Below are 20,874 nucleotides of genomic sequence, written 5' to 3'. Positions count from 1 at the left end.
CCGTAGAGGCCGTAGAGGCCGTAGAGGCCGTAGAGGCCGTAGAGGCCGTAGAGGCCGTAGAGGCCGTAGAGGCCGTAGAGGCCGTAGAGGCCGTAGAGGCCGTAGGGGCTGGTCGACCGGATTGGGTGGGGAGCAGGGAGCGGCCGAGAGTCCGCAGCCGGTCCCGGTGGCCGTGCAGCAGGCCGAGGACGACGGCCGAGCCCACCGCGATCAGATGCTCGCGGCCGGCGAGGTTGGGGACGGCGATGGACTCCCACACCATCGAACCGCCGGTCAGCGTGAAGACCACGGGCGCGCGCCTGATGACCGACAGATAGGTGAACAGGCCGACGACCGCCGCCGAGGGCCCGGTGTCCAGGACGTGCCCGCAGGCGGCCGGCAGACCGAGGCCCCACCAGCCCGGCCCGACCGCGATCATCAGCCGGGCGACGAGGGTGCCGGCCAGCGTGGTGACGTAGGCGACCGCGAGGGTGCGGGAGCGGCCGAGGGTGAGTTCGGCGAGGGCGAAGGCCAGGAACAGCTGGGTGATGCCGGCCCAGACCGGGAGGTCGAGCGCCGGGACGTAGAGCGACACCGGGGTGCGCAGCAGGGACAGCCACAGCGGCAGGTCGGCCTTGACGCCACCGAGCCGGGTGACCCACACCGCACCGGTGGCGTGCTGCGCGATGTCGTGGAAGAAGATGACACCCAACGCCGCGACGAAGGCCAGCAGCAGCCCGGACAGCCCCCGCCGGGCGAGCTGACGTACCGGGTCGACGACGATGGCGTGCCACTCGCCGCGCAGCGTGCGCCCGGTGAACCGGGCGAGGCGGGCCGCCGATGGACGGAGCCGGTCGAGATGTCCTTCAGCGGTCATGAGACGGGACAGCCCGTCACCTTCGTCTTCGACGCACCTGTCATGCACATCGCCCCCTTCGCCCCGCGTCGGTGATCGACCGTACGAGGCTTTTCCCGTTGCCCACCCGTTTCAGGCATCACCAGGTGAATGCCGGCGGAATTCCCCCGGGCCGCGTGGTCGCACGGCCCGGGGGACAGTTCAGCGATCCGGACCACGGTCGTCAAGATCTTTAACGGGTGGGAAGCCCCACAGGCGGACGGAACGGAAAACAGGGACGTGAAGGCAACCTCTCCCCCCGTCGGTCACGTCATCCGACTCGGATGCTGTCGGCAGGACGACACGGCGACAGCCGAGGCCGCGGCGGGCTACCGCGCGAGGGCGACCGGCTCGTCGAGCCGGGTCAGCTTGCGCGGGTTCGCCGAGGCGTAGATGCGGGTGACCCGGCCGTCCGCCACCACCAGGCTCACGGTGGCCGGTCGGCCGTCGGTGTCGATCCTGGCCGCGGGCGCGCCGTTGAGCCATACGGCCGTCGTCCTGGACGCCGAGCGGTCCACCCGGGACAGGAGCGTCGCCACGAGTTCGGCCCCGTGCAGCGGGACCCGGGCCGCGGACGCCAGCCCGCCGCCGTCGGCGACCATCACCACGTCCGGGGCCATGACCGCCATCAGCTCCTGGATATCCCCGGTGCGCAGCGCGGCCAGGAACCTTTCCAGCACGGCCTGTTGCTCCGAGCGGCTCACCCGGACCCGCGGCTGCCGGGCCGCCACGTGGGCGCGGGCCCGGCGCGCGATCTGCCGGACCGCTGCCGCGGACTTCCCGACGGCCTCGGCGATCTCGGCGTACGGCACGTCGAAGACCTCGCGGAGCACGAACACCGCCCGTTCCACGGGCCCGAGCGTCTCCAGCACGGTGAGCATCGCGATGGAGACGCTCTCGGCGAGTTCGACGTCCTCGGCGACGTCCGGGCTGGTCAGCAGCGGCTCCGGCAGCCACTCGCCGACGTATTCCTCGCGGCTTCGGGTGAGCGTCCGCAGGCGGTTGAGCGCCTGCCGGGTGACGGTCCGCACGAGGTACGACCGCGGATCGCGCACCCCCGTCCGGTCGACGGCGGCCCAGCGCAGCCAGGACTCCTGGAGCACGTCCTCGGCGTCGGCGGCCGAGCCGAGCATCTCGTAGGCGACCGTGAACAGCAGGCTGCGATGGGCGACGAAGGGGTCCTCGGTCATCGGTCGGCGGCCTCGGGCCGCTCCGGGCGCACGGCGAGCGGGATCTCGCAGGCGGCGGAGAAGCCCTGCGAGGTGACGCCGTTGGCCACGTTGGCCCTCGTCGCCAGGTTCACGAAGGCGATGTAGGCGGTGAGTTCGACCATCGCGGGCGCGCCGAGTCGCTCCAGCAGGCTCGCGTACTGCGCGTCGGTGACGGTCGGCGGCGTGTTCGTCATGGCCTCGGCGTACTCCATCACGTCCCGCTCCAGCGGGGTGAACACGTCCGAGTCCCGCCAGACGGGGACCTGGCTCGCCTTGGTGAGGTCCAGGTTCTGGTTCCGCGCCTGGAAGTAGCCGATGTCGAGGCACCAACTGCACCCGACCTGCGCGGCGACGGCCATGTGCGCGTACGACTTCAGGCCCGCGTCGGCGTCGCCCCACGCGCCCACCCTGCCGCCGAACTCCAGGTTGTCCCGGGCGACCTGGGGGCTGTGCCAGGTCACCTCGACGTTCTCGGGCACGGCACCGAGCTGCTTGAGCATGTTCTCCTCGATCTCGGCGGGGAGTTCGGCCTTGGGGATGCGAAGCGCCATGATTGTTCTCCTTGTGCGTCGTATGCCGTATGTCGTATGCCGTATGTCGTGTCTCGTACGCCGTTGTGCCGTACGTCCGCACGCGATTCCCGCGTGTACGACATGAAGACACCGGCCGGCCTACGGATGTGACAGCCGTCCGCCGAGCAGCACCGCGCAGGCCCCGGCGGTCAGCAGCCCGCCGGCGAGAAAGGCGCCGCGCGCGCCCGCGAGCGGCAGGACCAGTCCGCCGAGGGCGGCGCCCGCGGCGATGCCGCCGTTGTACGCGCCGGAGTTGGCCGCGAGGGCGATGTCGGTACGGCCGGGCGCGCACGTCAGCATCTCGTTCTGGGTGGCCATGAACACCGGCCCGAGGGCGCCGCCCATCAGGACGAGGAACACCACCGCCGCCACCGGATGCGCGCCGGCCCCGTACAGGCCGAGCATGCCGACCGCCTGGGTGGCCACGGCGGTGGTCAGCACGGCGCGCGGAAAGCGGTCCAGCAGCACCCCGGTGACGCTCACCCCGGCCAGGCACGCGGCGCCGAACGCCACGAGCAGGACGTCCACGGTGCCCGGCGCGAACCCGCTCACGTCACCGAGGAACCGCACGAGGTACGTGTATCCCGTGAACGCCCCGGTGGCGGACAGGCTCCCCGCCGCGAGCACGGTCGCGAAGCGGCGGGCGTCCGGGCCGGTCCCGTAGGCGGCGGGCTCCGCTTCCGGGGGCGAGCCGGGCAGCAGCGCCGCGATCGTCGCCAGCGAGACGAGCCCCGGCAGCGCGAGCGCGCCCAGGGGCACCCGCCAGTCGCTGTGCCCGCCGAGCCAGGTACCGGCGGGCACGCCGAGCACGAGGGCGAGCGAACCCGCGACGGACAGCGCCCCGACCACCCTCCCCCGCACCTCGGGCGTGAACAGGCCCACCGCGACCGGTCCCATCACGGCCCAGAACAGCGCCTGCGCGAGCGCGGTGAGCAGCCGCGCCACGAGCAGCGGCCCGTAGGAACGCGCCGACGCGGCGAGCAGGCTGGAGACGACGAGCGCGGCCAGCAGCCCGGTGAGCACATGGCGCCGGGGCACCGCCCGCGTACCGTGGGCGAGCGGCACGGAGGCGACGGCGACCGTCACGCCGTAACCGGTGACGAGGAGGCCGACCGCGGCCGGCGAGACCGCCAGGCTCCGCGAGACGAGGTCGAGGAGGCCGACCGGCAGGTTCTCCGCCGTGTTGAAGGTGAAGGCGGCGAGCATGAGGGCGCTGAGCACCGCGGGGCCGCGCCAGGAGCCCGCTCGCCCGGTCCCCGCTCGCCGCGCCCGCTCGATGCCGCCCGCCGTGGTGTCCATGACCCCAGCTCACCGAGCGCACCGGCCCCACCGCAACGCAATTGACCCCGCGAACGCCGGCCCCGCCGTGCGCGGGGAGGCTTCCGGACCTCGTGACACGGCGGGGCGGGCGGTACGTGTGCAGACTGCACCCGGAATCCCGCATTCAGTAGCGTGCGGTTGGCATATTCACGCCCTGCGTCCGGCCAACGCCGCGCAAAGCGCGCCACCGGCGCGTTCGTCCCGCGCCGGTCAGTGCGCGTCGGCCTGACCGAGGTCGTCGGTGGTGGTGCCGCGCTCACGCCGTCTGCGGGACATCACCCGTACGAGGTCGAGGGCCGCGGCCAGGGCGAGGACTCCGCACACCACCGCGAGGGCGGTCAACGGGCCGCTGCCGGGGCTGTCGCCGGGTTTCCGGTGCGCGGACCACAGGGCGAAGCCCACGGTGGCGGCGGCGAAGAGGGGGAGGAAGAGCGCGGACAGGGTCAGACGCAGGCCGAGGGCGCTGCGGGCGGTGGCCGGCTCGGTGCCGCTGGGGGTGCGGGCGGGGTGTGCGCGGTGCGCCGGCGGGGATGCGCGTCCGTGCTGGTCTCCGGCCATGACGGCCCTCCTTCACCTGTGACGGCTTCCTTCGGGGCCATGGTCCGCGTAGCCCGGGGCGGGCGCCCGTAAACGGCACCCGGGCGGAGCCGGTGAGGAATCCCGCGCGGGGGGCAACGACCGCGCGCGTACAGCGCTTTGAGCGTCGTACGACCCTGGCGGGACGGACATCGCCCGCGCCGGCCGGTGTCACGGTCGCGAGACGCGTCTCGGGGAGGGGCTCGCGCACTCCGTACGGCGGCCCCGGGTGACGGCGCCGGGCGGCGCCGGGGACGCGGCCTGCCGCCCGTGTCACTCCGGGCGGCCGGGCAGGTGGTACACGTGGAAGGCCTGGCCGATCACCGGCTGGGCGACGTTGCGGACGCGGATGCCGCCGCTGGTCATGCCGTGTTCCGTGCCGGCGTGGGCGTGGCCGTGGACGGCGAGGTCGGCGCCGGCCGTGTCGATGGCCTCGGCGAGGAGGTAGCTGCCGAGGAAGGGGTAGATCTCGGGCGGCTCCCCGGCGAGGGTGTCGGGGACGGGCGAGAAGTGGGTGAGCGCGATCCGTACGTCGGGGGCCGACTGCTCCAGGTCCTTCAGGGCGGCGTGGAGCGCGTCGGCGCAGCGGCGGGTGCAGCGGACGAACTCCTTCATCAGCGGTTCGCCGAACTCCCCGGCGCAGCGTCCCACGAAGCCGCCGCCGAAGCCCTTGGTGCCGGCCACCCCGATGCGCGCGTCGCCTGCGGTGACGACGACGGCCTGGCCCTCCAGGACGTGCGCGCCCGCGTCCCGGAGGATCGCGGTGACTTCTTCGGGGTGTTCGTCGTGGTGGTCGTGGTTGCCGAGTACGGCGACCACGGGCACCCCGAGGTCCTTGATCTCCCGGGCGACGACCGCGGCCTCCTCGGGGGTGCCGTGCCGGGTCAGGTCGCCGGCCAGCAGCAGCACGTCGGCGCACTCGGGCAGCGTCTCGAAGGAGGGGCGCAGCGTGCCCTGGCTGTCGGGGCCCATGTGGATGTCGCCGACGGCCGCGACGCGGATCATGTCAGGTCCTCTCCGTGGTCGGGCGAGGAGGTGCCGGCGACGAGGAGGTCGCTGTGCACCGGGTGGTGCGGCAGTTCCTCGCGCGCCGTGGCCAGGATCTCGTCCCGGCACGCGGCGGACGGGACGGTGCCGGTGAGCAGGACGGTGTCGCCGCGCAGTTCGAGACGTACGCCGAGTTCGCCGAGCCTTCCCGCGGCCAGGCGTTCGGCGAGGTGGGCGACGCGGTAGTCCAGCTGGGTGTCCGGCGGCGGTGGGGCGTCGGTCATGGCCGGTCCTCACGGGGTTCGATCACGTTCAGGCGTTCGAGGAGGAAGAGGAAAGCGGCGGGCATCGGCTCGTCCCCGCAGGTGTCGCGGACGACGTCCCAGTCGACCTTCTCCCGCACGGCGCGGGCCACCGGCAGCACGGCCCCGAAGTCGCAGTAGTGCTCCGAGAAGGCGCTGATCAGACTGCGGATGAGGTCGGTCGGGCAGAGCACCGGCATGAGCACCGAGTCGACGGGCAGGACATGCGCCCGGTCGAGCATGTCCCTGGTGACGGGCTCGTGGGCCAGCGCGAAGATGATGTCGACGTTCTGCCCCTGGCAGGTGGTCTTCACCAGCCAGTCCTCCGGCGGGGTCCGCACAGCGAGCCCGGCCTCGCGCAGGGTCGCCGCCACGGCGTCCGCGTCGTCGGGGAGCACACAGAAATCGGCGTCGTGCTGGAGGTACCGGCTGCCCCCGTGCGCGTAGACCGCGACACTGCCGGCCAGCGCGAAGGGGTGACCCGCGCGCTTGAGGAGCGCGCCGATCTGCTTGGCGGCCTCCAGGATGGCCTGACTGCGGTCGTGCGGCAGATCGCCGGCCTCGGCTCCCCGCGGGCTGCCGGGGGTGCCGTGCGCGAGCGGGGGCTGCGGCACGTCCCGCGAGGCGGGCCGCGGCCGCGTCCCGTGCCCTGACGAGGCTTCCGGGCCCCTGAGGCCGTCCGGCACTCGCCGCGTCCCGTGCCCTGACGGGGTCGGCGGCCGCGTTCCCGGGCCGCCCGGGGCCCGCACCTGTGTCCCGTGTTCCGACGGGGCCTGCGAGCGCGCCCCCGGTCCGCCCCGGGACCGCTTCCCGGGCCCCTGTTCCGACGGGACCTGCTTCCGGGGCCCCGGTTCCGACGGGACCCGCGGGCACGCCCCCGCACCCGCCGGGGCCTGCCCCTGCGTCCCCTGTCCCGGCGGGGCCTGCCCCTGCGTCCCCCGTCCCGGCGGGGCCTGCGGCCGTGCTCCCGGGCCGTCCGGTGTACACGACTGTGTCCCGTCCGCCGCGAGACGCAACTCGGTGATCTCCGGGACGTCCTGCCGCCGCGCCGACGCGGTCTCCTCCCCGTTGTGCCTCATGGCCCTCCCTTCGCGCCACCCTGCCCCGACGGCCTGGGCGGACGCCGGGGTCCGTACGGGTACCCGGGGCGACCGGGGCGACACCGCGGTGCGGTGGGCGCGCGGCGGGGGCGACGAGCCCCGGATCAGGTACTCCGAGGTTCTGGACGACGTGCCGTCCATGGAGCTCTGAGGGCGTGCTCCCGGCGGCCCGGAGAGCGCCCCCGGCGCCGCCCCGGAGGCCCGAACACGCCGACCCTCCCCCCCGGCCGACGCGCCGCGGGTGTAAGTGGCCGGTCGACCCCGCCGGGAGCACGCTGGTAGGCATGAGATTGCGGCTCGGGACGGCGGGGGGCCGGCGGTTCTGGCAGTCGTCGCACGCGTTGCTGCTGCTGCCGATCATGCTCATCGTGGTGATCACCGCAGTGGACATGCAGGCACCGGCCAGCATCCACCTCGGCCCGGCCCTGGTGATCGCGCCCGCGCTGACCCCGTCCCTCGCCGGTCCCCGGACCACGGCCGCCATCGGTGCGCTGGCCACGCTCGCGCAGATCGTCATCGCCTTCACCCACGGCGGGATCGGCACCTCGAACCACATCGTGCAGATCATCACCCTCGCGGTGCTCTCGGTCCTGGTGGTGCTCTACAGCGCCCTGCGCGAGCGGCGGCAGGCCCAGCTGGCCCAGGTGCGCACGGTCGCCGAGGCCGCACAGCACGTGCTGATGTGGCCGCTGCCCGAGCAGATCGGCCCGTTGCGGACCGCCTCGCTGTACCTGGCCGCGGAGGACGAGGCGCAGATCGGCGGCGACCTGTACGCGGCGACCCGCTGCGAGGGCGCCGTACGAGTGCTGATCGGGGACGTCCGCGGCAAGGGCCTGCCCGCCATCGGCGAGGCCGCGCTGCTGCTCAGCGCGTTCCGGGAGTGCTCCCACCGGCACCACGGGCTGGACGACCTGGTCACCACGCTGGAGCAGAGCATCGCCCGGTACACGGCCGACATGGAGCCGGAGGAGGAGGCGGGTGAGCGGTTCGCCACCGCGCTGCTGGTGGAGATCCCGGACCGGGACCAGATCACCCGGATGACCAGTTGCGGGCATCCACCGCCGCTGCTGCTGAGCCCGGGGCACGTGGTGACGATGCCGAGCCTGCACCCCTCGCCGCCGCTCGGCGTGCAGGCCGTCCCGGCGACCGTGGAGCACACGCTGGACGTCTTCTCCTTCGAGCCGGGTGACACGCTGCTGCTCTACACCGACGGGGTGGTGGAGGCGCGGGACACCCTGGGCCGGTTCTATCCGCTGGCGGAGCGGGTGGCGCGGTGGACCGACGACAGCCCCGAGGCCCTGCTGCACCACCTCCGGCGCGACCTGCTCGCCCATGCGGGGGGCCGCCTCGACGACGACGCCGCGATGATCGCGCTGCACCGCACACCGGCCGACCGGCACCGCCTCCACGGTCATGGCCACGGTCACGGGCGGGCCGTACGCCAGGACGCGACGGGCGCCGAAGGGCCGTAGCCCGCTCCGGGGGGAGCGGGTCGTACGGCGGTGCCGTCCGGTCAGTCGGCCGGCCTGAGGTCGGTGATCTTCAGGGTCCGCAGGTCGGACTGGACGTCGATCCGGGTGACCTCCGCGTGCGGGCCGTCGCTCCAGGTCAGCGTCACCCGGTTGGTGGCGTGGCCGGCGCCCGAACCGGTGTAGGCCACCTGCCACCGCACCGGCACGTTCTGGGCGAAGAGGATGCCGTCGGCGTGCTCCTCGGCCTCGTAGGCGGCGACCTTCTTCTGGGCGGCCGGGGTGAGGTAGAAGGCGCGCAGGGCCTTGGCCTCGGCGCCCGCGGCCTTGTCCTCGCCGGCCCAGGCGGCGTCGATGTAGGCGCCGTAGAAGTCGGCGACGTGCTGGGTGACGTTGCGCGGGTCGCCCCGGGCGACGGCGGCGTGGCTGGTGGCCGGTCGGGCGAGGGCGGGCGTGACCGCGGCCAGGCTGAGGCCGGCGGCGAGGGCGACGGCGGTGAACAGGGTCGTACGGTTGCGGACGGACATGTGTCTCGTTCCCCCGGTTTCCTGACGGACGGGCCGATCCCGTCCGTTGACGGCTGGTAAGACCATGTTTCGGCGAGAGTGGTTCCGGTGGTTAATGGTTCATTCCGGGCGTACGGCACGCCTGAAAGGGTTGCGTCGATTTCCGGCCTCGGCACCGTGCCGATCCGGTCCTGTATCCGGTTCTACCGTTCCTCCAGCAGCCGGGCGAGCCGGTCGAGGGCCATGCGGGTGCCCCGCTCGTTGTCCGCGCGGGGCACGGCGTCGGGAACGCCCTCGTGCAGGATCTCCACGTCCGTGCCGTCACCGGCCGGGGTGAGCGTCGTCGTCAGGGTCATGGTGGCGCCGAGGGCGTCGTCGTCCGTCTCGAACGCCAGGACCTCCACGACCAGGATGTCCGGGACGAGCCGGGTGAAGTGGCCGCGGTAGGTGTCGGTGTGCCCGCCCGACTTGCCGGCGCCGCCCGAGTCGTAGGTGAGCGAGACCCGGAAGGCGCCGCCCTCCCGTGCCTCGAACGCGCGCACCCGCGCGGTCATCCCGTCCGGAACCCGCCAGAGCGCGATGGCGACGGGGTCGGTCAGGGCCCGGTAGACGGCCCGCGGGGGCGCGTGCACATGGCGGGCGACTCGGGTGGCGTACACCCGGGTCACGGTACCCGGGAGCGCGGGCGTCACAGCTCCGCGCGGATCGCGCCGAGCAGGGTCTCGGTCCGCGCGGCGGGCGCGGCCTGGGCGGCGAGCCGGTCCAGGGCCTCGCGGTACGCCTCGACGTGGTCCGGCCGGTCGAGGTACTCGGCGCCGAGCAGGCCGTCGACGTAGACGAGGTCGGGCAGCTCGCGGGCCCGGAACCGGAAGAGGTGGTAGGCGGCCGCGGCCATCGCGGGGTGCGGGCCGTGGGCGAACGGCATGAGCTGCACGGTCACCTGGGGCGATCGGCCGAGCTCGACCAGGTGGTCGATCTGCGCCCGCATCACCCCGGGGCCGCCGACGGGCCGGCGCAGCACGGTCTCGTCCATCACGATCCACACCCGCGGCGGCTCGGTCCCGGCCAGGAGTTGCTGCCGCCGCATGCGCAGGGCGACCCGGCGCTCGGTCGTCTCGGCGGAGGCGTTCGGGTCGGTCGCGCGGAGCAGGGCGCGGGCGTAGTCCTCGGTCTGCAACAGGCCGGGCACGCACTGGTTCTCGTAGCCGCGGATGCGGTCGGCTGCCTGCTCCAGGCTGAAGTAGGCGGCGCACCAGGCGGGCATGACGTCGCGGTAAGCGTGCCACCAGCCACGCTTGTTGGCCTCGCGCACGGAGCGCAGGAAGGTGTCGATCTCGTGCCGGTCGGTCATGCCGTAGATCTGGAGCAGTTTCTCGGCGTCCGTGAGACGCAGCCGGGCCACCTTGGCGGCCTCCATGCGGCGGATCGTGGAGTGGCTGACGCCGATGGCGGCGCCCGCCTCGGCGTATCCGAGTCCGGCCCGGATCCGCAGTTCCTCCAGCCGCCGGCCGAGGATCATGCGCAGCACGGAAGGAGCGCCGCCCCAGTCGGTCTCCGCGGTCATCCCCACCCCCGGGAGCAGGCCTCAGAGTCACCCGCGCACACCGTCGTTCCGGGCACTCACGCGCGTGCGTACCCCACGCAGGCAGCATGCACACGAACGACTGCCATTTTCAACTCGCAGGTTGCGAGCGGTTGTTGGCAGGTGGGAAAGTGGGGCGACTGCTCCGGCCGACCGAGGGGCAGGCGGCGTGGCCGGTCGGGGGACCGGCCCGCGGCACGGCCTCGTCCGGGGCGGTGTGCCGTCTGCTGCGCGCGATCGGCCGGCCGACACCCCCCCACCACGCACGGCCGCACGCACCCCACGCGAGGCCGGACGAAAGGCGCACGGCGATGGCTCCGCCCTCCCTCCCCCGACCACCCCACGGCCCGCCCCAGGACGCCGGGACGGACCGGTCGCCCATCGCGGACGGTCCGGGCTCGGGGCAAGGCGCGCCGCGCGCGAAAGGGGCGCCGTCCGAGGGCGGTGCGCCGCTCGGGAGCGGCGCGTTCCACGAGAAGACGGACCGGTCGAACCCCGAGGCCCGGCTCACGCCGTCGGCCGCCGCCTTCGATCTGCCGGCCCGCTCCCTGTCCGTCGGCGCCGCCCGGCGGGTCGTACGGGACCTGCTGACCGTCTGGGGTGTGCCGGAGGGGGCCCGGGACGACACGGTCCTGGTGACCTCCGAGCTGGTCACCAACGCGCTGGTGCACGCGGGCGGCGCCCGGATCGGCTGCCGGCTGCACCGCACGGCCACACGGATACGCATCGAGGTGGCGGACGAGATCGCCGGGGAGACGTGCGCCGCGCTCCCGGTGCCGTGCCGCCCCGGGCCCGAGGACCAGCACGGGCGCGGGCTGCTCCTGGTGGAGGCGCTGAGCCTCCGCTGGGGTGTCGACCTCCCGTCCGACCGGCCGGCCCGTGTCGTCTGGGCGGAACTACGGTCCGTCCAAGCCCTTTGACCCACCCCGCTCCTCACCCCCGCTCCTCACCCCCGCTCCTCACCCCCGCTGATCGCCCCACCCGCTCCACGACCCACCGTTCCGGACCAACCCCAACAGTCCGAAGGATTCCGATGCGTCACACCACTCCCCGCGTCCCTCACCCACTCCCCCTCCCGGTCGTCGACCCCTCCTGGACCCGCGCCCGGCCGAAGCCCGGCTCCGAGGAACAGCCCGACTGAGCCCCGCGGGCCGCTAGGACACCGACATCGCGCCCCGCGTCGGCCGGTCGGCGCGCCCGTGGGCGAGCAACGCCTCGGCGGCGGCGCGCAGTCGAGTCGCCGCCGAGGCGCACGCGGCCGCCTGCCGCTCCAGGGCGGGACGGCTCCACCCGGGTGCCGTCGAGCAGGTCCCGAGCGTGGCGGCGATGGTGCGCAGGCGCCGGGCATAACCGTCCATGAGGTCGGCGTCGGCCCGCAACCGTCCGGTGTGGGCGAGGAGTTCGTCGGCCTGGGCGGCGCTCGCCCGAGAGGACTCGGACTCGATCACCATGAGGACTCCCAACTCGACTGGTCCGTAAGGGTCTTCAGCGCGCGAGTACGGCGCCGCCGCCGCGGTGCGCCATGAACTGCGGGCAGGCCAGCACGAAGAGGGGCCGCGCCGCGTCGATGCCGAGCCGGCGCAGCTGCCCGGCGAGGGGCTCGGCCGCCGCGGTGTCGAGCCGTACCCGGACGCCCGCGCCCGCGTACAGCCGGAGTCTGCCGTGGGCCCGGACCAGGGTGCGCACCGTGCCGGTGCCCCGGCGGCCGTACAGGGCCCGGTCCGCGTCGGGGCAGCGCACACCCGGTCCGAGGCGGCCCTCGACCAGGAGCCCGAGGTCCTCGGAGCGGGCCCGGATCTCCCGGCCCGTCAGGTCGGCCTCGGCACGCATCCTGAGCGCCGGCTGCCCCCAGACCTCCCGCGCGACCACGCGGGCGGCCTCGGTGGTGACGGCGAGCGAGAGGACGTACCGGCCGGTGCGGCGCAGGTCGACGCGGCGCAGCAGATCGGTGACGGCGTCGTACGGGCGCGGCTGCCACAGGTCGTCCACCAGGACGGACAGCGCGATCTCGGTGTACGGGCCGATGGTGGTGCACCGGTGCTCGTGCACGGAGAGCACCGCGAGGGCCCGGGTGCCGAGCCGGCTCGGGGTCAGCCAGTCCGCGTCGGGCAGCAGGCTCCGGGCGGCGGCCGGGTCGACGGGGAAGCAGAGGTGCGCGGCGGCGGAGTCGTAGTACCGCACCGGCACGTCGAACGGGCCCACCGCGGTGCGCACGGGTGCGGTGGCGAGGGTGAGGAAGGGGTGGCCCGCGGGCGGGTGGGCGTGGTCCTTGAGCTGGTAGGCCTGGGTGCGCACGACCGGGCCGCGATAGGGGGTCAACGCCTCGTCCAGGTCCGCGCGGGCCTCGGGGAGAAGGGTCCTGAGGTGCTCGATGTACTCGTGCAGGCGGTGGCACAGGGGGAACTCGCGGGTGGGACCGGCGTATTCGACGTGGTACCGGGTGGCCGGGTCCCTGGGTGTCACGGGGTCCGCGGGCAGGCCGTCCGGGGCGGCCACCAGGTCGTACTGGTTGGTCACGGTGGCGACCCAGGTGCGGGGGTCGGCGGGTTTGCGGTCGCGGGAGGGTGAGCCCACGGCGATGGCGTGGGTGACGCGGTAGGTGCGGCAGAAGTCCTCGTCCTGGGCGAGGTTCAGGACGGCGTTGCCGCCCTCGCTGTGGCCGATCAGGGCGAGTTCGGCGCCGCGCGGGATGCCGTGGACGGCCAGCGCGTGCACGAGGGAGCGGGTGTACGGGGAGTCCGTGGCGCACAGGTCGCGCCAGGCGCCCACGAGATCCTGGGGGGCGTCGTCGCGGGGGCGGCCGGGGGCCGTGCCCGGCGCCTGGACCACGTAGCGGACGACGCCGTCGGGGCCGCGCACGTTCTGGACGAGGACCCGCCCGTCGGTGGACAGCACCTCGATGTTGCGCAGGAAGCCGAGGACGGAGCCCTCGGTGGCGATGATCCGCCGCCGCTGGTCGGCGAGTTCGACGGCCTCGGCGCCGCCCTCGGAGGTGCCGCCGCTCTCCGGCCGGCCGCCCGACAGGGCGTGGACGGCGAGGAGTTCGGATATCAGCGGCGCGAGCCCGGACAGGGCGCGCTGGGCCGTGCGGTCCCGGAGCAGGGTGCGCAGGGCGCGTACGGCGTCCTGGTCGCGGTCGGCGGTGACGGCCCGGGTCAGCAGGCGCATGCCGGGGGCGCGCGCGAGTTCGGGGTGGTCGGCGAGGATGGCGGTGATGCGCAGGCGCAGAGAGGTGAGGGCCACCAGCGCGGCCAGGTTCTCCGCGCCGCGCGCCCGGCCGGCGAGGCCGAGCGCCCGGGGGAGGCCGCCCCGGGGGGCCGGGCCCGCGAGGCCGCCGAGGCCCTGCCTCGCGGCGAGGGCCCGCAGCACCGCCCAGCGCGCGGCGAGGCCGGTGCGGGGACGGCGGCGGACGGCGGCGGTCAGTTCCGGGGCGAACAGGGTGGCGGCGGTGCGTTCGGACACCGCGCGGATGCCCTCGGCGACCTCCAGCACGTCCCGCGCGCAGCCGCGCAGCACATCCCCTGGGTCCGGACCGCCAGGGGCGGGCCCGGGTGCGGTGCCGTCCGCTCGCATCCGACGCTCCCTCGGCTCGACGACGTACCACGGCCGCGGCCGCGTCGGCGGGACGCGACCCGCGTCCATCGTGGGCCAGTGCCACCGGCCCCGCACCTCCGTCCGGGCCCCGTACGGAGCCGGACGGGGCGGACCAGGCGCCGGGCACGAAGCCTTCGGTGAACGGCCGCCGGGCGGGAGGCTCATGAGACCCGCCCGGTTTTCCCGGCGGATACGGGTCACTCGTCCGGGCTAAGGATGCGGGGGGCACGGCCGTCGGACGCCCAGGTGTACCGCTGCCGGACGCCCGGGGGCACCGCTGCCGGACGCCCCGGGGCACGGCCGTGGCACGCCGGGGGTACGCCCGGGCCCCGAGAGGTACGACGGTCACGCCCCGGACCCCGCGTCAGCGCGGCTGGGGCCGGGCCAGGCCGAGGTCGTACGCGAAGATCACCGCCTGGACGCGGTCACGGGCGCCGGTCTTGGCCAGGACACGGCCGACGTGGGTCTTGACCGTGGACTCGGACAGGACGAGGCGGTCGGCGATCTCCCCGTTGGTCCAGCCCCGGCCGATGGCGACCAGGATCTCGCGCTCCCGCTCCGTCAGGCCCTCGACGCGGGGGTCGTCGGCGCGGGCGGAGCCGTAGCGGGCGTACTCGTCCAGGAGGCGGCGGGTGAGCGCGGGGGCGATCACCGCGTCGCCTCCGGCGACGGCGCGGATGCCGGCCAGCAGCTCGTCGGGACGGGCGTCCTTCAGCAGAAATCCGCTGGCGCCGGCGCGCAGGGCCGCGTGCACGTACTCGTCCAGGTCGAAGGTGGTCAGCACGAGGACGCGCGAACGGGCCCCGGCGGCGACGATGCGGCGGGTCGCCTCGATGCCGTCCATGCCGGGCATGCGGATGTCCATCAGGACGACGTCCGGGCGCAGTTCGGCGGTCCTGCGCACGGCCTCCGCGCCCTGCGCGGCCTCGCCGACCACCTCCGTCTCGGGCACGGAGTCCAGCAGCATCCGGAAGCCGTACCGTTGCAGCGGCTGGTCGTCCACGATGAGCACGGTGGTCACGGTGCGCCCTCCCGCGGGGTGAGGTGGAGGGTGGCCGCCACGGTCCAGCCGCCGCCCGGGGCGGGACCCGCGCTGACGTGCCCGCCGTACAGCGCCGCGCGCTCACGCATGCCCGACAGGCCGTGGCCGTCCGGCCGCCGGCCTTCCCCTGCGGCGTCGCCGGTGTCGCGGACCCGGATGCCGACCCGGGTGTCCTCGACGTCGATCGCGAGGTCCACGCGGGTACCGGTGCCCGCGTGTTTCAGGGTGTTCGTCATGGCTTCCTGCACGATCCGATAGACCGTCAACTGCACTCCCTCCTCCAGGGATTCGACGCGGCCGGTGGTCCGGTAGACGACGTCGAGCCCGGCGGCGCGCACGCCTCGGCACAGGGCGTCGAGGTCCGCGAGGCCGGGCTGCGGGCTGAGTTCGGGGCCGGCGGGCGGGGCGTCCACGTCGCGCAACACGCCCAGCACGCGGCGGAGTTCACCGAGCGCCTGGCGGCCGGTGTCGCCGATGAGTCTCAGGGCCTCCGCGCCGCGCCCGGGATCCGCGGCGGCTGTCGTGGCGCAGGCGCCCGCGTCGGCGAGGGTGATGACGACGGACAGGTGGTGGCCGACGATGTCGTGCATCTCCCGGGCCACGCGGGCGCGTTCGGAGGCTGCGGCCAGTCTGCTGCGCTGGTCGCGCTCCGTCTCCAGCCGTGCCGCCCGGTCCCGCAGCGCGGCGAGCTGGGCGCGGCGGATGCGGATCACCAGGCCCAGCGCGAGGGCCGCGATGGTCGTGCTCAGCAGGAAGAACAGCGCGTCCGTCACGGAGACGACGGCCGACACCCGTACCGCGACGAGGGCCAGCACGGCCGCCATGACCGCGCAGGCCCGAGGCAGCCCGCGCGGCCGGCCGTGCAGGGCGAGGCTGTACAGGGCGACGAAGAGGGCGACGTCCGCGTGCAGGGCGGCGCCCAGGGCCCACTGGAGGGCGAACACGGCGGTGACGGCGCCGAAGGCCGTCGCGGGCCGGCGCCTGCGCCACAGCAGCGGCAGCACCAGGCCCGTCTGCACGGCGAGCATGGCCGCGAGCGGCAGCCGGGTGAACGCGAGCCGGAACCGGCGTGGTCCCCCGGCGTCCACGACGCCGCCGTGCAGCAGGTCCGGCAGACAGAACAGCAGGAAGACGACGGCCACCACCGCCGTGTCCAGCGCCCAGGGCCGGGCGCGGTCGGCGTGCCGCAGCCGCCGGCCGGCCCGGCCGAGCCGGGCGACCAGCGGCCCCATGGCGCCGAGGTCCTCCGTGTGGGCCGCGGGCCCGGGTACGGGCGCGGTGGGAGACAGGGCGGTCACGGCGGTCCCGTCAGACGTCCCCCCGCCGCAACCGGTACGCCGCCCCCGCCAGGACCAGCGCGGTCCAGCCGAGGAAGACCAGCAGCCCGGCGCCGGGGGACAGCGTGGTGGCGTCGTGGGTGAGGGCGTACATCGCCTGGCCCGCGCTGCTCGGCAGGTAGGGGGTGATGTCGTCCTGCCAGGAGGCGGGCAGCAGGGAGGCGAGGCCGGGGACGAGCATGAAGACGGCGACCAGGACCGAGATGCCGCCGGCCACCGAGCGCAGCAGGGCGCCCAGGGCCGTACCGATGACGCCGACGAGTCCGAGGTAGAGCCCCGCGCCGAACAGGCCGCGGACGACGCCCGCGTGGCCGAGGGTCAGGGCGGCGGAGGTGTCGGAGACGATCCGGCTGCCGACGAGGAAGGCGACGAAGGCGCCGACCGTGCCGACGACCAGCGCGACCAGCCCGTAGACCGCCGCCTTGGACCACAGCACGGGCAGCCGGCGCGGCACCGCGGCCATGGTGGAGCGGATCATGCCGGTGGAGTACTCCCCCGCCGTGACCAGCACGCCGAGGACGCCGAGGGCGAGTTGGGCGAAGTTGGCGCCGAAGAGGGAGAGGCTGAGGGCCGTGGAGCGGGCGAAGTCCTTGTCCATGCGGGGGGAGCCGGTCATGGACTGGAACCGGTAGGCGGCGATCACGCCGAAGGCGACGAGGAACAGCAGTCCCAGGCCGAGCGTGATCCAGGTGGAGCGCAGGGACCAGAGCTTGGCCCATTCGGAGGCCAGGACGCGCCGTCCGGTCACCCGGTAGGCGGGCCGGCCGGGCGCGGCGCCGGTGCCGTCGGCGGCCGGGGTGGTCTGGGTGAGGGTGCTCATGCGGCGCTCCCGGTGCGGTCGGCGGCGGTGGTGGTGCCGTGGTACTCGACGGCGTCCCTGGTCAGCTCCATGAACGCCGACTCCAGCGAGACCGCCCTGGTGCTCAGCTCGAACAGCGGGATGCCGTGCTCGGCCGCCTTCAGCCCGATCTCCCGGGCCGTCACCCCGCTCACCTGGAGTTCCTCGGAGCCGGGTCGCCCGGTGATCTCCACGCCCGGTCCGGCGAGCACCTCGCGCAGGCGTCCCGGGTCCTCGGTGGCGACCCTGACGGTGTCACCGCCGGCCTCGCGCACCAGCTCCCGCACGGTCGTGTCGGCGAGCAGCCGTCCCCGGCCCACGACGATCAGATGGTCCGCGACCTGGGCGACCTCGCTCATCAGGTGGGAGGACACGAAGACGGTGCGGCCCTCGGCGGCGAGTGAGGTGAGCAGGTTGCGGATCCACAGGACGCCCTCGGGGTCGAGGCCGTTGACCGGCTCGTCCAGCATCACCGTGCGCGGGTCGCCGAGCAGGGCCGCGGCGATGCCGAGCCGCTGGCCCATGCCGAGCGAGAAGGAGCCGGCCCGCTTCCCGGCGACGCTGCCGAGCCCGGTCAGGGCGATGACCTCGTCGACGCGGCGGCGCGAAATGCCGTGGGTCAGCGCGAGCGCCCGCAGGTGCTGGTAGGCCGAGCGGCCGGGGTGGACGGACCTCGCCTCCAGCAGGGCGCCGACCTCCTGGAGCGGGGCGCGATGCCCGGCGTAGCGGTTCCCGTTGACGGTGACGGAGCCGCTCGTCGGGGCGTCGAGGCCGACGATCATGCGCATGGTCGTGGACTTCCCGGCGCCGTTCGGGCCCAGGAAGCCGGTGACGGTGCCGGGTCTCACGACGAAGTCCAGTCCGTCGACCGCCGTCTTCTCGCCGTACCTCTTGGTCAGTCGTTGTGCCTCGATCATCCGGGCTCCCTCTTTCGCGGACCGCGGCGTCCGTCGTGCTCCGGCGGGCCGCGGCGTCCGTCACGTCTGACGTCTCATCCGCCACGCTAGGCGCCGAAACCCCGCGAACCCGTGGTACTGGGGGCTGAACGGGGCAGAGGGGGTGGTACCGGGGTACTACGACCGTTCCGGTCAGGGCGCGAGGCCGGCCGCGAGGGTGGCGCCGAGTTCCCAGCAGGCCTCCGTGTCGGCCCGGCCGGGTTCGCCCGTGACGGTGACCGGTTCGGCCGCGCGGCGCCAGCCGAGGCCGGTGGTGATGGAGCCGAGGGCGCGCACCGCGCCGGTGACGTCGTTGCCCCCGTGGACGTAGTAGCCGAAGGGGCGGCCGCTGGTCTCGTCCAGGCAGGGGTAGTAGATCTGGTCGAAGAAGTGTTTGAGGGCGCCGGAGATGTAGCCGAGGTTCGCCGGGGTGCCGAGGACGTAGCCGTCGGCTTCGAGGACGTCGGCGACGGTGGCCGCGAGGGCCGCGCGGCGGACGACGCGGACGCCCTCGATCTCGGGTGCCGTGGCGCCGGAGACGACGGCCTCGAACAGGGCCTGGCAGTTGGGCGACGGGGTGTGGTGGACGATCAGCAAGGTGGGCACACCCGCACCCTGCCGGGTCCGGCGCGCGCCGCGCAAACGGGCCCGCGTCCGATGCCGTTGTGGGCGCGCCGGACGGGGTGCGAGGATGCCCGCGGTCGATGCCGTACGACGGGAGGAGCCGTGGTGGCCGAGGACGAGCGCCGGGTACCGGCGGCCGTGGTGTTCGACGCGCTGGGTCTCGACTACGAGAAGGCGTTCGCCTCCGACGAGGCGCACCGGGCGTCCCTGCGGTGGCTGCTGGAACGGCTGGCGCCGGGCAGCCGGGTGCTGGACGTGGGGAGCGGGACCGGACGGCCGACGGCCGAGACCCTCGCGGACGCCGGACACCGGGTACTCGGCGTCGATGTGTCCCCGGTCATGGTCGAGTTGGCCGCGCGGCAGGTGCCCGGGGCCGAGTTCCGCCGGGCGGACATCCGCGAACTCCCTTTGGAGGACGGGGCGTTCGACGCGGCCTGCGCCTACTTCTCGCTGCTCCAGATGGACCGGGCCGAGCAGGCGGCCGTGGTGGGGCGGCTGGCGCGGGCGGTACGGCCCGGCGGGTTCGTGGTGCTGGGGACCGTACCTCTCGACATCGAGGGCGGCGAGGGGCTGTTCATGGGGCAGCCGGTGCGGGTGACGAGCTTCGACGCGGACGCGTTCGGGGAACTGGCCGGCCGGGCCGGACTGACCGTACTGGCCGAGGAGCGCGCCGAGTTCGCGCCGGCCCACCCCGACGCCGTACCGGAGCCGCATCTGTTCCTGCACTGCCGGCGGCCCGCACAGTAGCCTCTGGTCTTCCTCAAGCCGCTTGGTCCGCCGCTCCGACGACGGTCAGGATGATCGACATGGCTGGAATCACGGGTCTGCACAGGAAGCACAACTACGTGCTGGTCATCCGGGACGCGGATGTGGTGGCCGAGGCGCTGCGCCGGGCACTGGAGGCTGCCTCGCCCGAGGAGCGACCGGGTCTGGAACGCGCCGCCGCACTGGTCGAGTCGACCGCGCGGGCCACGGAGGCCAGGTTGCGCGCCGACTGGACGCGTTCCCGGCTGGCCGCCGTCGGCTTCACCGGGGATCCGTCCTCGGTCGCGGCGACGAAGGCGCTGCGCCAGGCCGAGCCGAGCCTGAGCCTGCTCGCGGCGATGCAGCTGCAGAAGGAGGCCCTGACCCAACCGGAGTGATCCGGAAGGGAGTTGCCGTCACCCTCGGTTACAGTGACCGCTCCGAACCGAAGGGGAGACCGCAATGCGGGTCAGGGTGGAGAAGGCCGGGCGCCGGGCGGTCGTGGCGGTGACGCTCGCGGCGGTGCTGGGCGGTTGCGCGGGGAGGGACGCCGTGGGCACACCGCCGACGAGGACCGAGGGGCCCGGGACGAAGGCTCCGGCGGTGGTGGGCGGACGCACGATCGGCGCCGCCGGTTCGCCCTGCGCGCTGCCCGTCCGGTTCGACCTCGCGGAGGGCTGGCAGGCCCGGCCGATCGAAGCGGCGCAGGGCGCGGTGGGCTCCGACGGCGACCTCGGCGCGGCGCTGCTGCGGCAGGGCCCGGTGACGGCCGCCTGCGAGATCGACTCCAAGCCGGCCGGCCACATCGGCTTTCTGCGGGTGTGGACCGGCAGGGCGGGTGGCGCCGACCCGCGCGGCGTGCTGCGGGGGTTCGTCGCCGCGGAGGGCGACGTCGGGGCGGAGCGGTACCGGGCGTTCACGACCGGCGGCGGCGTCCACGGCGTGGAGGTGGAGTACTCCTTCACCAGCGAACTGCTGGGCGCGACCAAGAAAGAGAGCGCCTTCGCGGTGGGCACGCCCGGCGGTCCGGTGGTCGTCCACCTCGGCGGGATCGACACCGAGGAGCACGACGCCATGCTCCCGGCCTACGAGTTGGCCGAGCGGACCCTGAGGGTGATCAGGCAGGACCCGGGGGCCCATAAGGCACCCCTGGGGATGTCATAAGATGCCCTTATGAGGTCATAGGCGGGACCCGCGTACCTACTTAGGTCTGCCTCAGCTTAGGCTTCCCGTTCGAGTCGACTTTTTCACTCGAAGGGAA

Annotated in this window: 23 protein-coding genes; 5 read left to right on the top strand and 18 right to left on the bottom strand. The window is 74.3% G+C overall.

The genetic code is table 11. From position 1 onward, the window contains the following. The 8 genes from ACWDD7_RS29790 to ACWDD7_RS29755 form a co-directional block, all read right to left on the bottom strand. Window positions 1-856 (bottom strand): hypothetical protein (locus ACWDD7_RS29790; protein WP_450459681.1); only part of this gene is annotated, 856 nt, incomplete at its 3' end. A 347-nt stretch (window positions 857-1,203) separates the two neighbouring features. Beyond that, the gene (locus ACWDD7_RS29785) at window positions 1,204-2,064 is read right to left on the bottom strand and encodes an RNA polymerase sigma-70 factor (RefSeq protein WP_351880635.1); all 861 of its coding nucleotides are present in this window, start codon (window positions 2,062-2,064) and stop codon (window positions 1,204-1,206) included. Next, window positions 2,061-2,636 carry a carboxymuconolactone decarboxylase family protein gene (locus ACWDD7_RS29780; protein ID WP_351880632.1) on the bottom strand — a complete coding sequence of 192 codons (576 nt, stop codon included), beginning with the start codon at window positions 2,634-2,636 and terminating at the stop codon, window positions 2,061-2,063. Before ACWDD7_RS29780 ends, ACWDD7_RS29785 begins: the two co-directional genes overlap by 4 nt. 120 nt (window positions 2,637-2,756) lie before the next feature. Then, a complete protein-coding gene (locus tag ACWDD7_RS29775; RefSeq protein WP_450459710.1) occupies window positions 2,757-3,863 on the bottom strand; it encodes an MFS transporter in 1,107 nt (368 codons plus the stop codon). A 324-nt stretch (window positions 3,864-4,187) separates the two neighbouring features. Beyond that, window positions 4,188-4,535, bottom strand: a complete 348-nt coding sequence (locus ACWDD7_RS29770; RefSeq protein WP_392213346.1) for a DUF6343 family protein — start codon at window positions 4,533-4,535, stop codon at window positions 4,188-4,190. Window positions 4,536-4,826: 291 nt separating this feature from the next. Continuing rightward, window positions 4,827-5,558: a metallophosphoesterase family protein gene (locus ACWDD7_RS29765; RefSeq protein WP_351877693.1), complete on the bottom strand. Its 732-nt coding sequence runs from the start codon at window positions 5,556-5,558 to the stop codon at window positions 4,827-4,829. Then, entirely contained in the window at window positions 5,555-5,824 is a 270-nt protein-coding gene (locus tag ACWDD7_RS29760) for a BON domain-containing protein (RefSeq protein ID WP_285561688.1), read from the bottom strand. Before ACWDD7_RS29760 ends, ACWDD7_RS29765 begins: the two co-directional genes overlap by 4 nt. Further along, window positions 5,821-6,456: a hypothetical protein gene (locus tag ACWDD7_RS29755; protein ID WP_450459680.1), complete on the bottom strand. Its 636-nt coding sequence runs from the start codon at window positions 6,454-6,456 to the stop codon at window positions 5,821-5,823. The genes ACWDD7_RS29760 and ACWDD7_RS29755 overlap by 4 nt, the downstream gene beginning before the upstream one ends. 770 nt (window positions 6,457-7,226) lie before the next feature. Between ACWDD7_RS29755 and ACWDD7_RS29750 the strand changes: the two genes are divergently transcribed. Beyond that, on the top strand, window positions 7,227-8,414 hold the full coding sequence (locus ACWDD7_RS29750; RefSeq protein ID WP_450459679.1) for a PP2C family protein-serine/threonine phosphatase: 1,188 nt from the start codon (window positions 7,227-7,229) through the stop codon (window positions 8,412-8,414). Window positions 8,415-8,455: 41 nt separating this feature from the next. Here ACWDD7_RS29750 and ACWDD7_RS29745 read toward each other — a convergent pair whose 3' ends face one another. The 3 genes from ACWDD7_RS29745 to ACWDD7_RS29735 form a co-directional block, all read right to left on the bottom strand. Next, window positions 8,456-8,938, bottom strand: coding sequence for a hypothetical protein (locus tag ACWDD7_RS29745; RefSeq protein ID WP_450459678.1), 483 nt, complete (start codon window positions 8,936-8,938; stop codon window positions 8,456-8,458). Between the two features lie 182 nt (window positions 8,939-9,120). Then, window positions 9,121-9,576 carry an SRPBCC domain-containing protein gene (locus ACWDD7_RS29740; protein ID WP_351877702.1) on the bottom strand — a complete coding sequence of 152 codons (456 nt, stop codon included), beginning with the start codon at window positions 9,574-9,576 and terminating at the stop codon, window positions 9,121-9,123. Between the two features lie 29 nt (window positions 9,577-9,605). Then, window positions 9,606-10,481 (bottom strand): helix-turn-helix domain-containing protein, encoded by an 876-nt coding sequence (locus ACWDD7_RS29735; protein WP_450459677.1) that lies wholly within the window; start codon window positions 10,479-10,481, stop codon window positions 9,606-9,608. 329 nt (window positions 10,482-10,810) lie between these two features. Between ACWDD7_RS29735 and ACWDD7_RS29730 the strand changes: the two genes are divergently transcribed. After that, window positions 10,811-11,419 carry an ATP-binding protein gene (locus tag ACWDD7_RS29730; RefSeq protein WP_450459676.1) on the top strand — a complete coding sequence of 203 codons (609 nt, stop codon included), beginning with the start codon at window positions 10,811-10,813 and terminating at the stop codon, window positions 11,417-11,419. A gap of 234 nt (window positions 11,420-11,653) precedes the next feature. On the opposite strand, the gene ACWDD7_RS29725 is transcribed toward ACWDD7_RS29730, so the two are convergent. From ACWDD7_RS29725 to ACWDD7_RS29695, 7 genes are all read right to left on the bottom strand, one after another. Next, window positions 11,654-11,950 (bottom strand): hypothetical protein, encoded by a 297-nt coding sequence (locus tag ACWDD7_RS29725; RefSeq protein ID WP_450459675.1) that lies wholly within the window; start codon window positions 11,948-11,950, stop codon window positions 11,654-11,656. A 34-nt stretch (window positions 11,951-11,984) separates the two neighbouring features. Beyond that, a complete protein-coding gene (locus ACWDD7_RS29720; protein ID WP_450459674.1) occupies window positions 11,985-14,072 on the bottom strand; it encodes an acetoacetate decarboxylase family protein in 2,088 nt (695 codons plus the stop codon). A 385-nt stretch (window positions 14,073-14,457) separates the two neighbouring features. Continuing rightward, window positions 14,458-15,114 carry a response regulator transcription factor gene (locus ACWDD7_RS29715; protein WP_351877712.1) on the bottom strand — a complete coding sequence of 219 codons (657 nt, stop codon included), beginning with the start codon at window positions 15,112-15,114 and terminating at the stop codon, window positions 14,458-14,460. Further along, window positions 15,111-16,367: a sensor histidine kinase gene (locus ACWDD7_RS29710; RefSeq protein WP_450459709.1), complete on the bottom strand. Its 1,257-nt coding sequence runs from the start codon at window positions 16,365-16,367 to the stop codon at window positions 15,111-15,113. The genes ACWDD7_RS29715 and ACWDD7_RS29710 overlap by 4 nt, the downstream gene beginning before the upstream one ends. Window positions 16,368-16,443: 76 nt before the next feature. Further along, window positions 16,444-17,292, bottom strand: coding sequence for an ABC-2 transporter permease (locus tag ACWDD7_RS29705; RefSeq protein WP_351877714.1), 849 nt, complete (start codon window positions 17,290-17,292; stop codon window positions 16,444-16,446). Continuing rightward, the gene (locus ACWDD7_RS29700) at window positions 17,289-18,227 is read right to left on the bottom strand and encodes an ATP-binding cassette domain-containing protein (protein ID WP_450459673.1); all 939 of its coding nucleotides are present in this window, start codon (window positions 18,225-18,227) and stop codon (window positions 17,289-17,291) included. The genes ACWDD7_RS29705 and ACWDD7_RS29700 overlap by 4 nt, the downstream gene beginning before the upstream one ends. Window positions 18,228-18,398: 171 nt before the next feature. Then, on the bottom strand, window positions 18,399-18,851 hold the full coding sequence (locus ACWDD7_RS29695; RefSeq protein WP_450459672.1) for a flavodoxin family protein: 453 nt from the start codon (window positions 18,849-18,851) through the stop codon (window positions 18,399-18,401). Window positions 18,852-18,971: 120 nt separating this feature from the next. Between ACWDD7_RS29695 and ACWDD7_RS29690 the strand changes: the two genes are divergently transcribed. The 3 genes from ACWDD7_RS29690 to ACWDD7_RS29680 all read left to right on the top strand — a co-directional run bounded on the left by ACWDD7_RS29690 (window position 18,972) and on the right by ACWDD7_RS29680 (window position 20,777). Further along, window positions 18,972-19,616, top strand: a complete 645-nt coding sequence (locus ACWDD7_RS29690) for a class I SAM-dependent methyltransferase (RefSeq protein WP_450459671.1) — start codon at window positions 18,972-18,974, stop codon at window positions 19,614-19,616. Window positions 19,617-19,675: 59 nt separating this feature from the next. Further along, window positions 19,676-20,011 carry a hypothetical protein gene (locus ACWDD7_RS29685; protein WP_450459670.1) on the top strand — a complete coding sequence of 112 codons (336 nt, stop codon included), beginning with the start codon at window positions 19,676-19,678 and terminating at the stop codon, window positions 20,009-20,011. A 64-nt stretch (window positions 20,012-20,075) separates the two neighbouring features. Beyond that, on the top strand, window positions 20,076-20,777 hold the full coding sequence (locus ACWDD7_RS29680; RefSeq protein WP_450459669.1) for a lipoprotein: 702 nt from the start codon (window positions 20,076-20,078) through the stop codon (window positions 20,775-20,777). Window positions 20,778-20,874 lie beyond the last annotated feature (97 nt).

It is taken from the genome of Streptomyces sp. NPDC001056 (assembly GCF_053598955.1).
The sequence above is the reverse complement of the archived record's forward strand: the minus strand, read 5'-3'. Positions and strand labels throughout refer to the sequence as shown.

Excerpts from the sequence above, each read along its gene's own strand:
- ACWDD7_RS29680 (WP_450459669.1), top strand. The coding sequence starts at position 20,076 with ATGCGGGTCAGGGTGGAGAAGGCCGGGCGCCGGGCGGTCGTGGCGGTG.
- ACWDD7_RS29750 (WP_450459679.1), top strand. The coding sequence starts at position 7,227 with ATGAGATTGCGGCTCGGGACGGCGGGGGGCCGGCGGTTCTGGCAGTCG.
- ACWDD7_RS29765 (WP_351877693.1), bottom strand. The coding sequence starts at position 5,558 with ATGATCCGCGTCGCGGCCGTCGGCGACATCCACATGGGCCCCGACAGC.
- ACWDD7_RS29700 (WP_450459673.1), bottom strand. The coding sequence starts at position 18,227 with ATGATCGAGGCACAACGACTGACCAAGAGGTACGGCGAGAAGACGGCG.
- ACWDD7_RS29720 (WP_450459674.1), bottom strand. The coding sequence starts at position 14,072 with ATGCGAGCGGACGGCACCGCACCCGGGCCCGCCCCTGGCGGTCCGGAC.
- ACWDD7_RS29705 (WP_351877714.1), bottom strand. The coding sequence starts at position 17,292 with ATGAGCACCCTCACCCAGACCACCCCGGCCGCCGACGGCACCGGCGCC.
- ACWDD7_RS29775 (WP_450459710.1), bottom strand. The coding sequence starts at position 3,863 with ATGCTCGCCGCCTTCACCTTCAACACGGCGGAGAACCTGCCGGTCGGC.
- ACWDD7_RS29730 (WP_450459676.1), top strand. The coding sequence starts at position 10,811 with ATGGCTCCGCCCTCCCTCCCCCGACCACCCCACGGCCCGCCCCAGGAC.
- ACWDD7_RS29710 (WP_450459709.1), bottom strand. The coding sequence starts at position 16,367 with ATGGGGCCGCTGGTCGCCCGGCTCGGCCGGGCCGGCCGGCGGCTGCGG.
- ACWDD7_RS29785 (WP_351880635.1), bottom strand. The coding sequence starts at position 2,064 with ATGACCGAGGACCCCTTCGTCGCCCATCGCAGCCTGCTGTTCACGGTC.
- ACWDD7_RS29725 (WP_450459675.1), bottom strand. The coding sequence starts at position 11,950 with ATGGTGATCGAGTCCGAGTCCTCTCGGGCGAGCGCCGCCCAGGCCGAC.
- ACWDD7_RS29760 (WP_285561688.1), bottom strand. The coding sequence starts at position 5,824 with ATGACCGACGCCCCACCGCCGCCGGACACCCAGCTGGACTACCGCGTC.
- ACWDD7_RS29770 (WP_392213346.1), bottom strand. The coding sequence starts at position 4,535 with ATGGCCGGAGACCAGCACGGACGCGCATCCCCGCCGGCGCACCGCGCA.
- ACWDD7_RS29745 (WP_450459678.1), bottom strand. The coding sequence starts at position 8,938 with ATGTCCGTCCGCAACCGTACGACCCTGTTCACCGCCGTCGCCCTCGCC.
- ACWDD7_RS29735 (WP_450459677.1), bottom strand. The coding sequence starts at position 10,481 with ATGACCGCGGAGACCGACTGGGGCGGCGCTCCTTCCGTGCTGCGCATG.
- ACWDD7_RS29780 (WP_351880632.1), bottom strand. The coding sequence starts at position 2,636 with ATGGCGCTTCGCATCCCCAAGGCCGAACTCCCCGCCGAGATCGAGGAG.
- ACWDD7_RS29685 (WP_450459670.1), top strand. The coding sequence starts at position 19,676 with ATGGCTGGAATCACGGGTCTGCACAGGAAGCACAACTACGTGCTGGTC.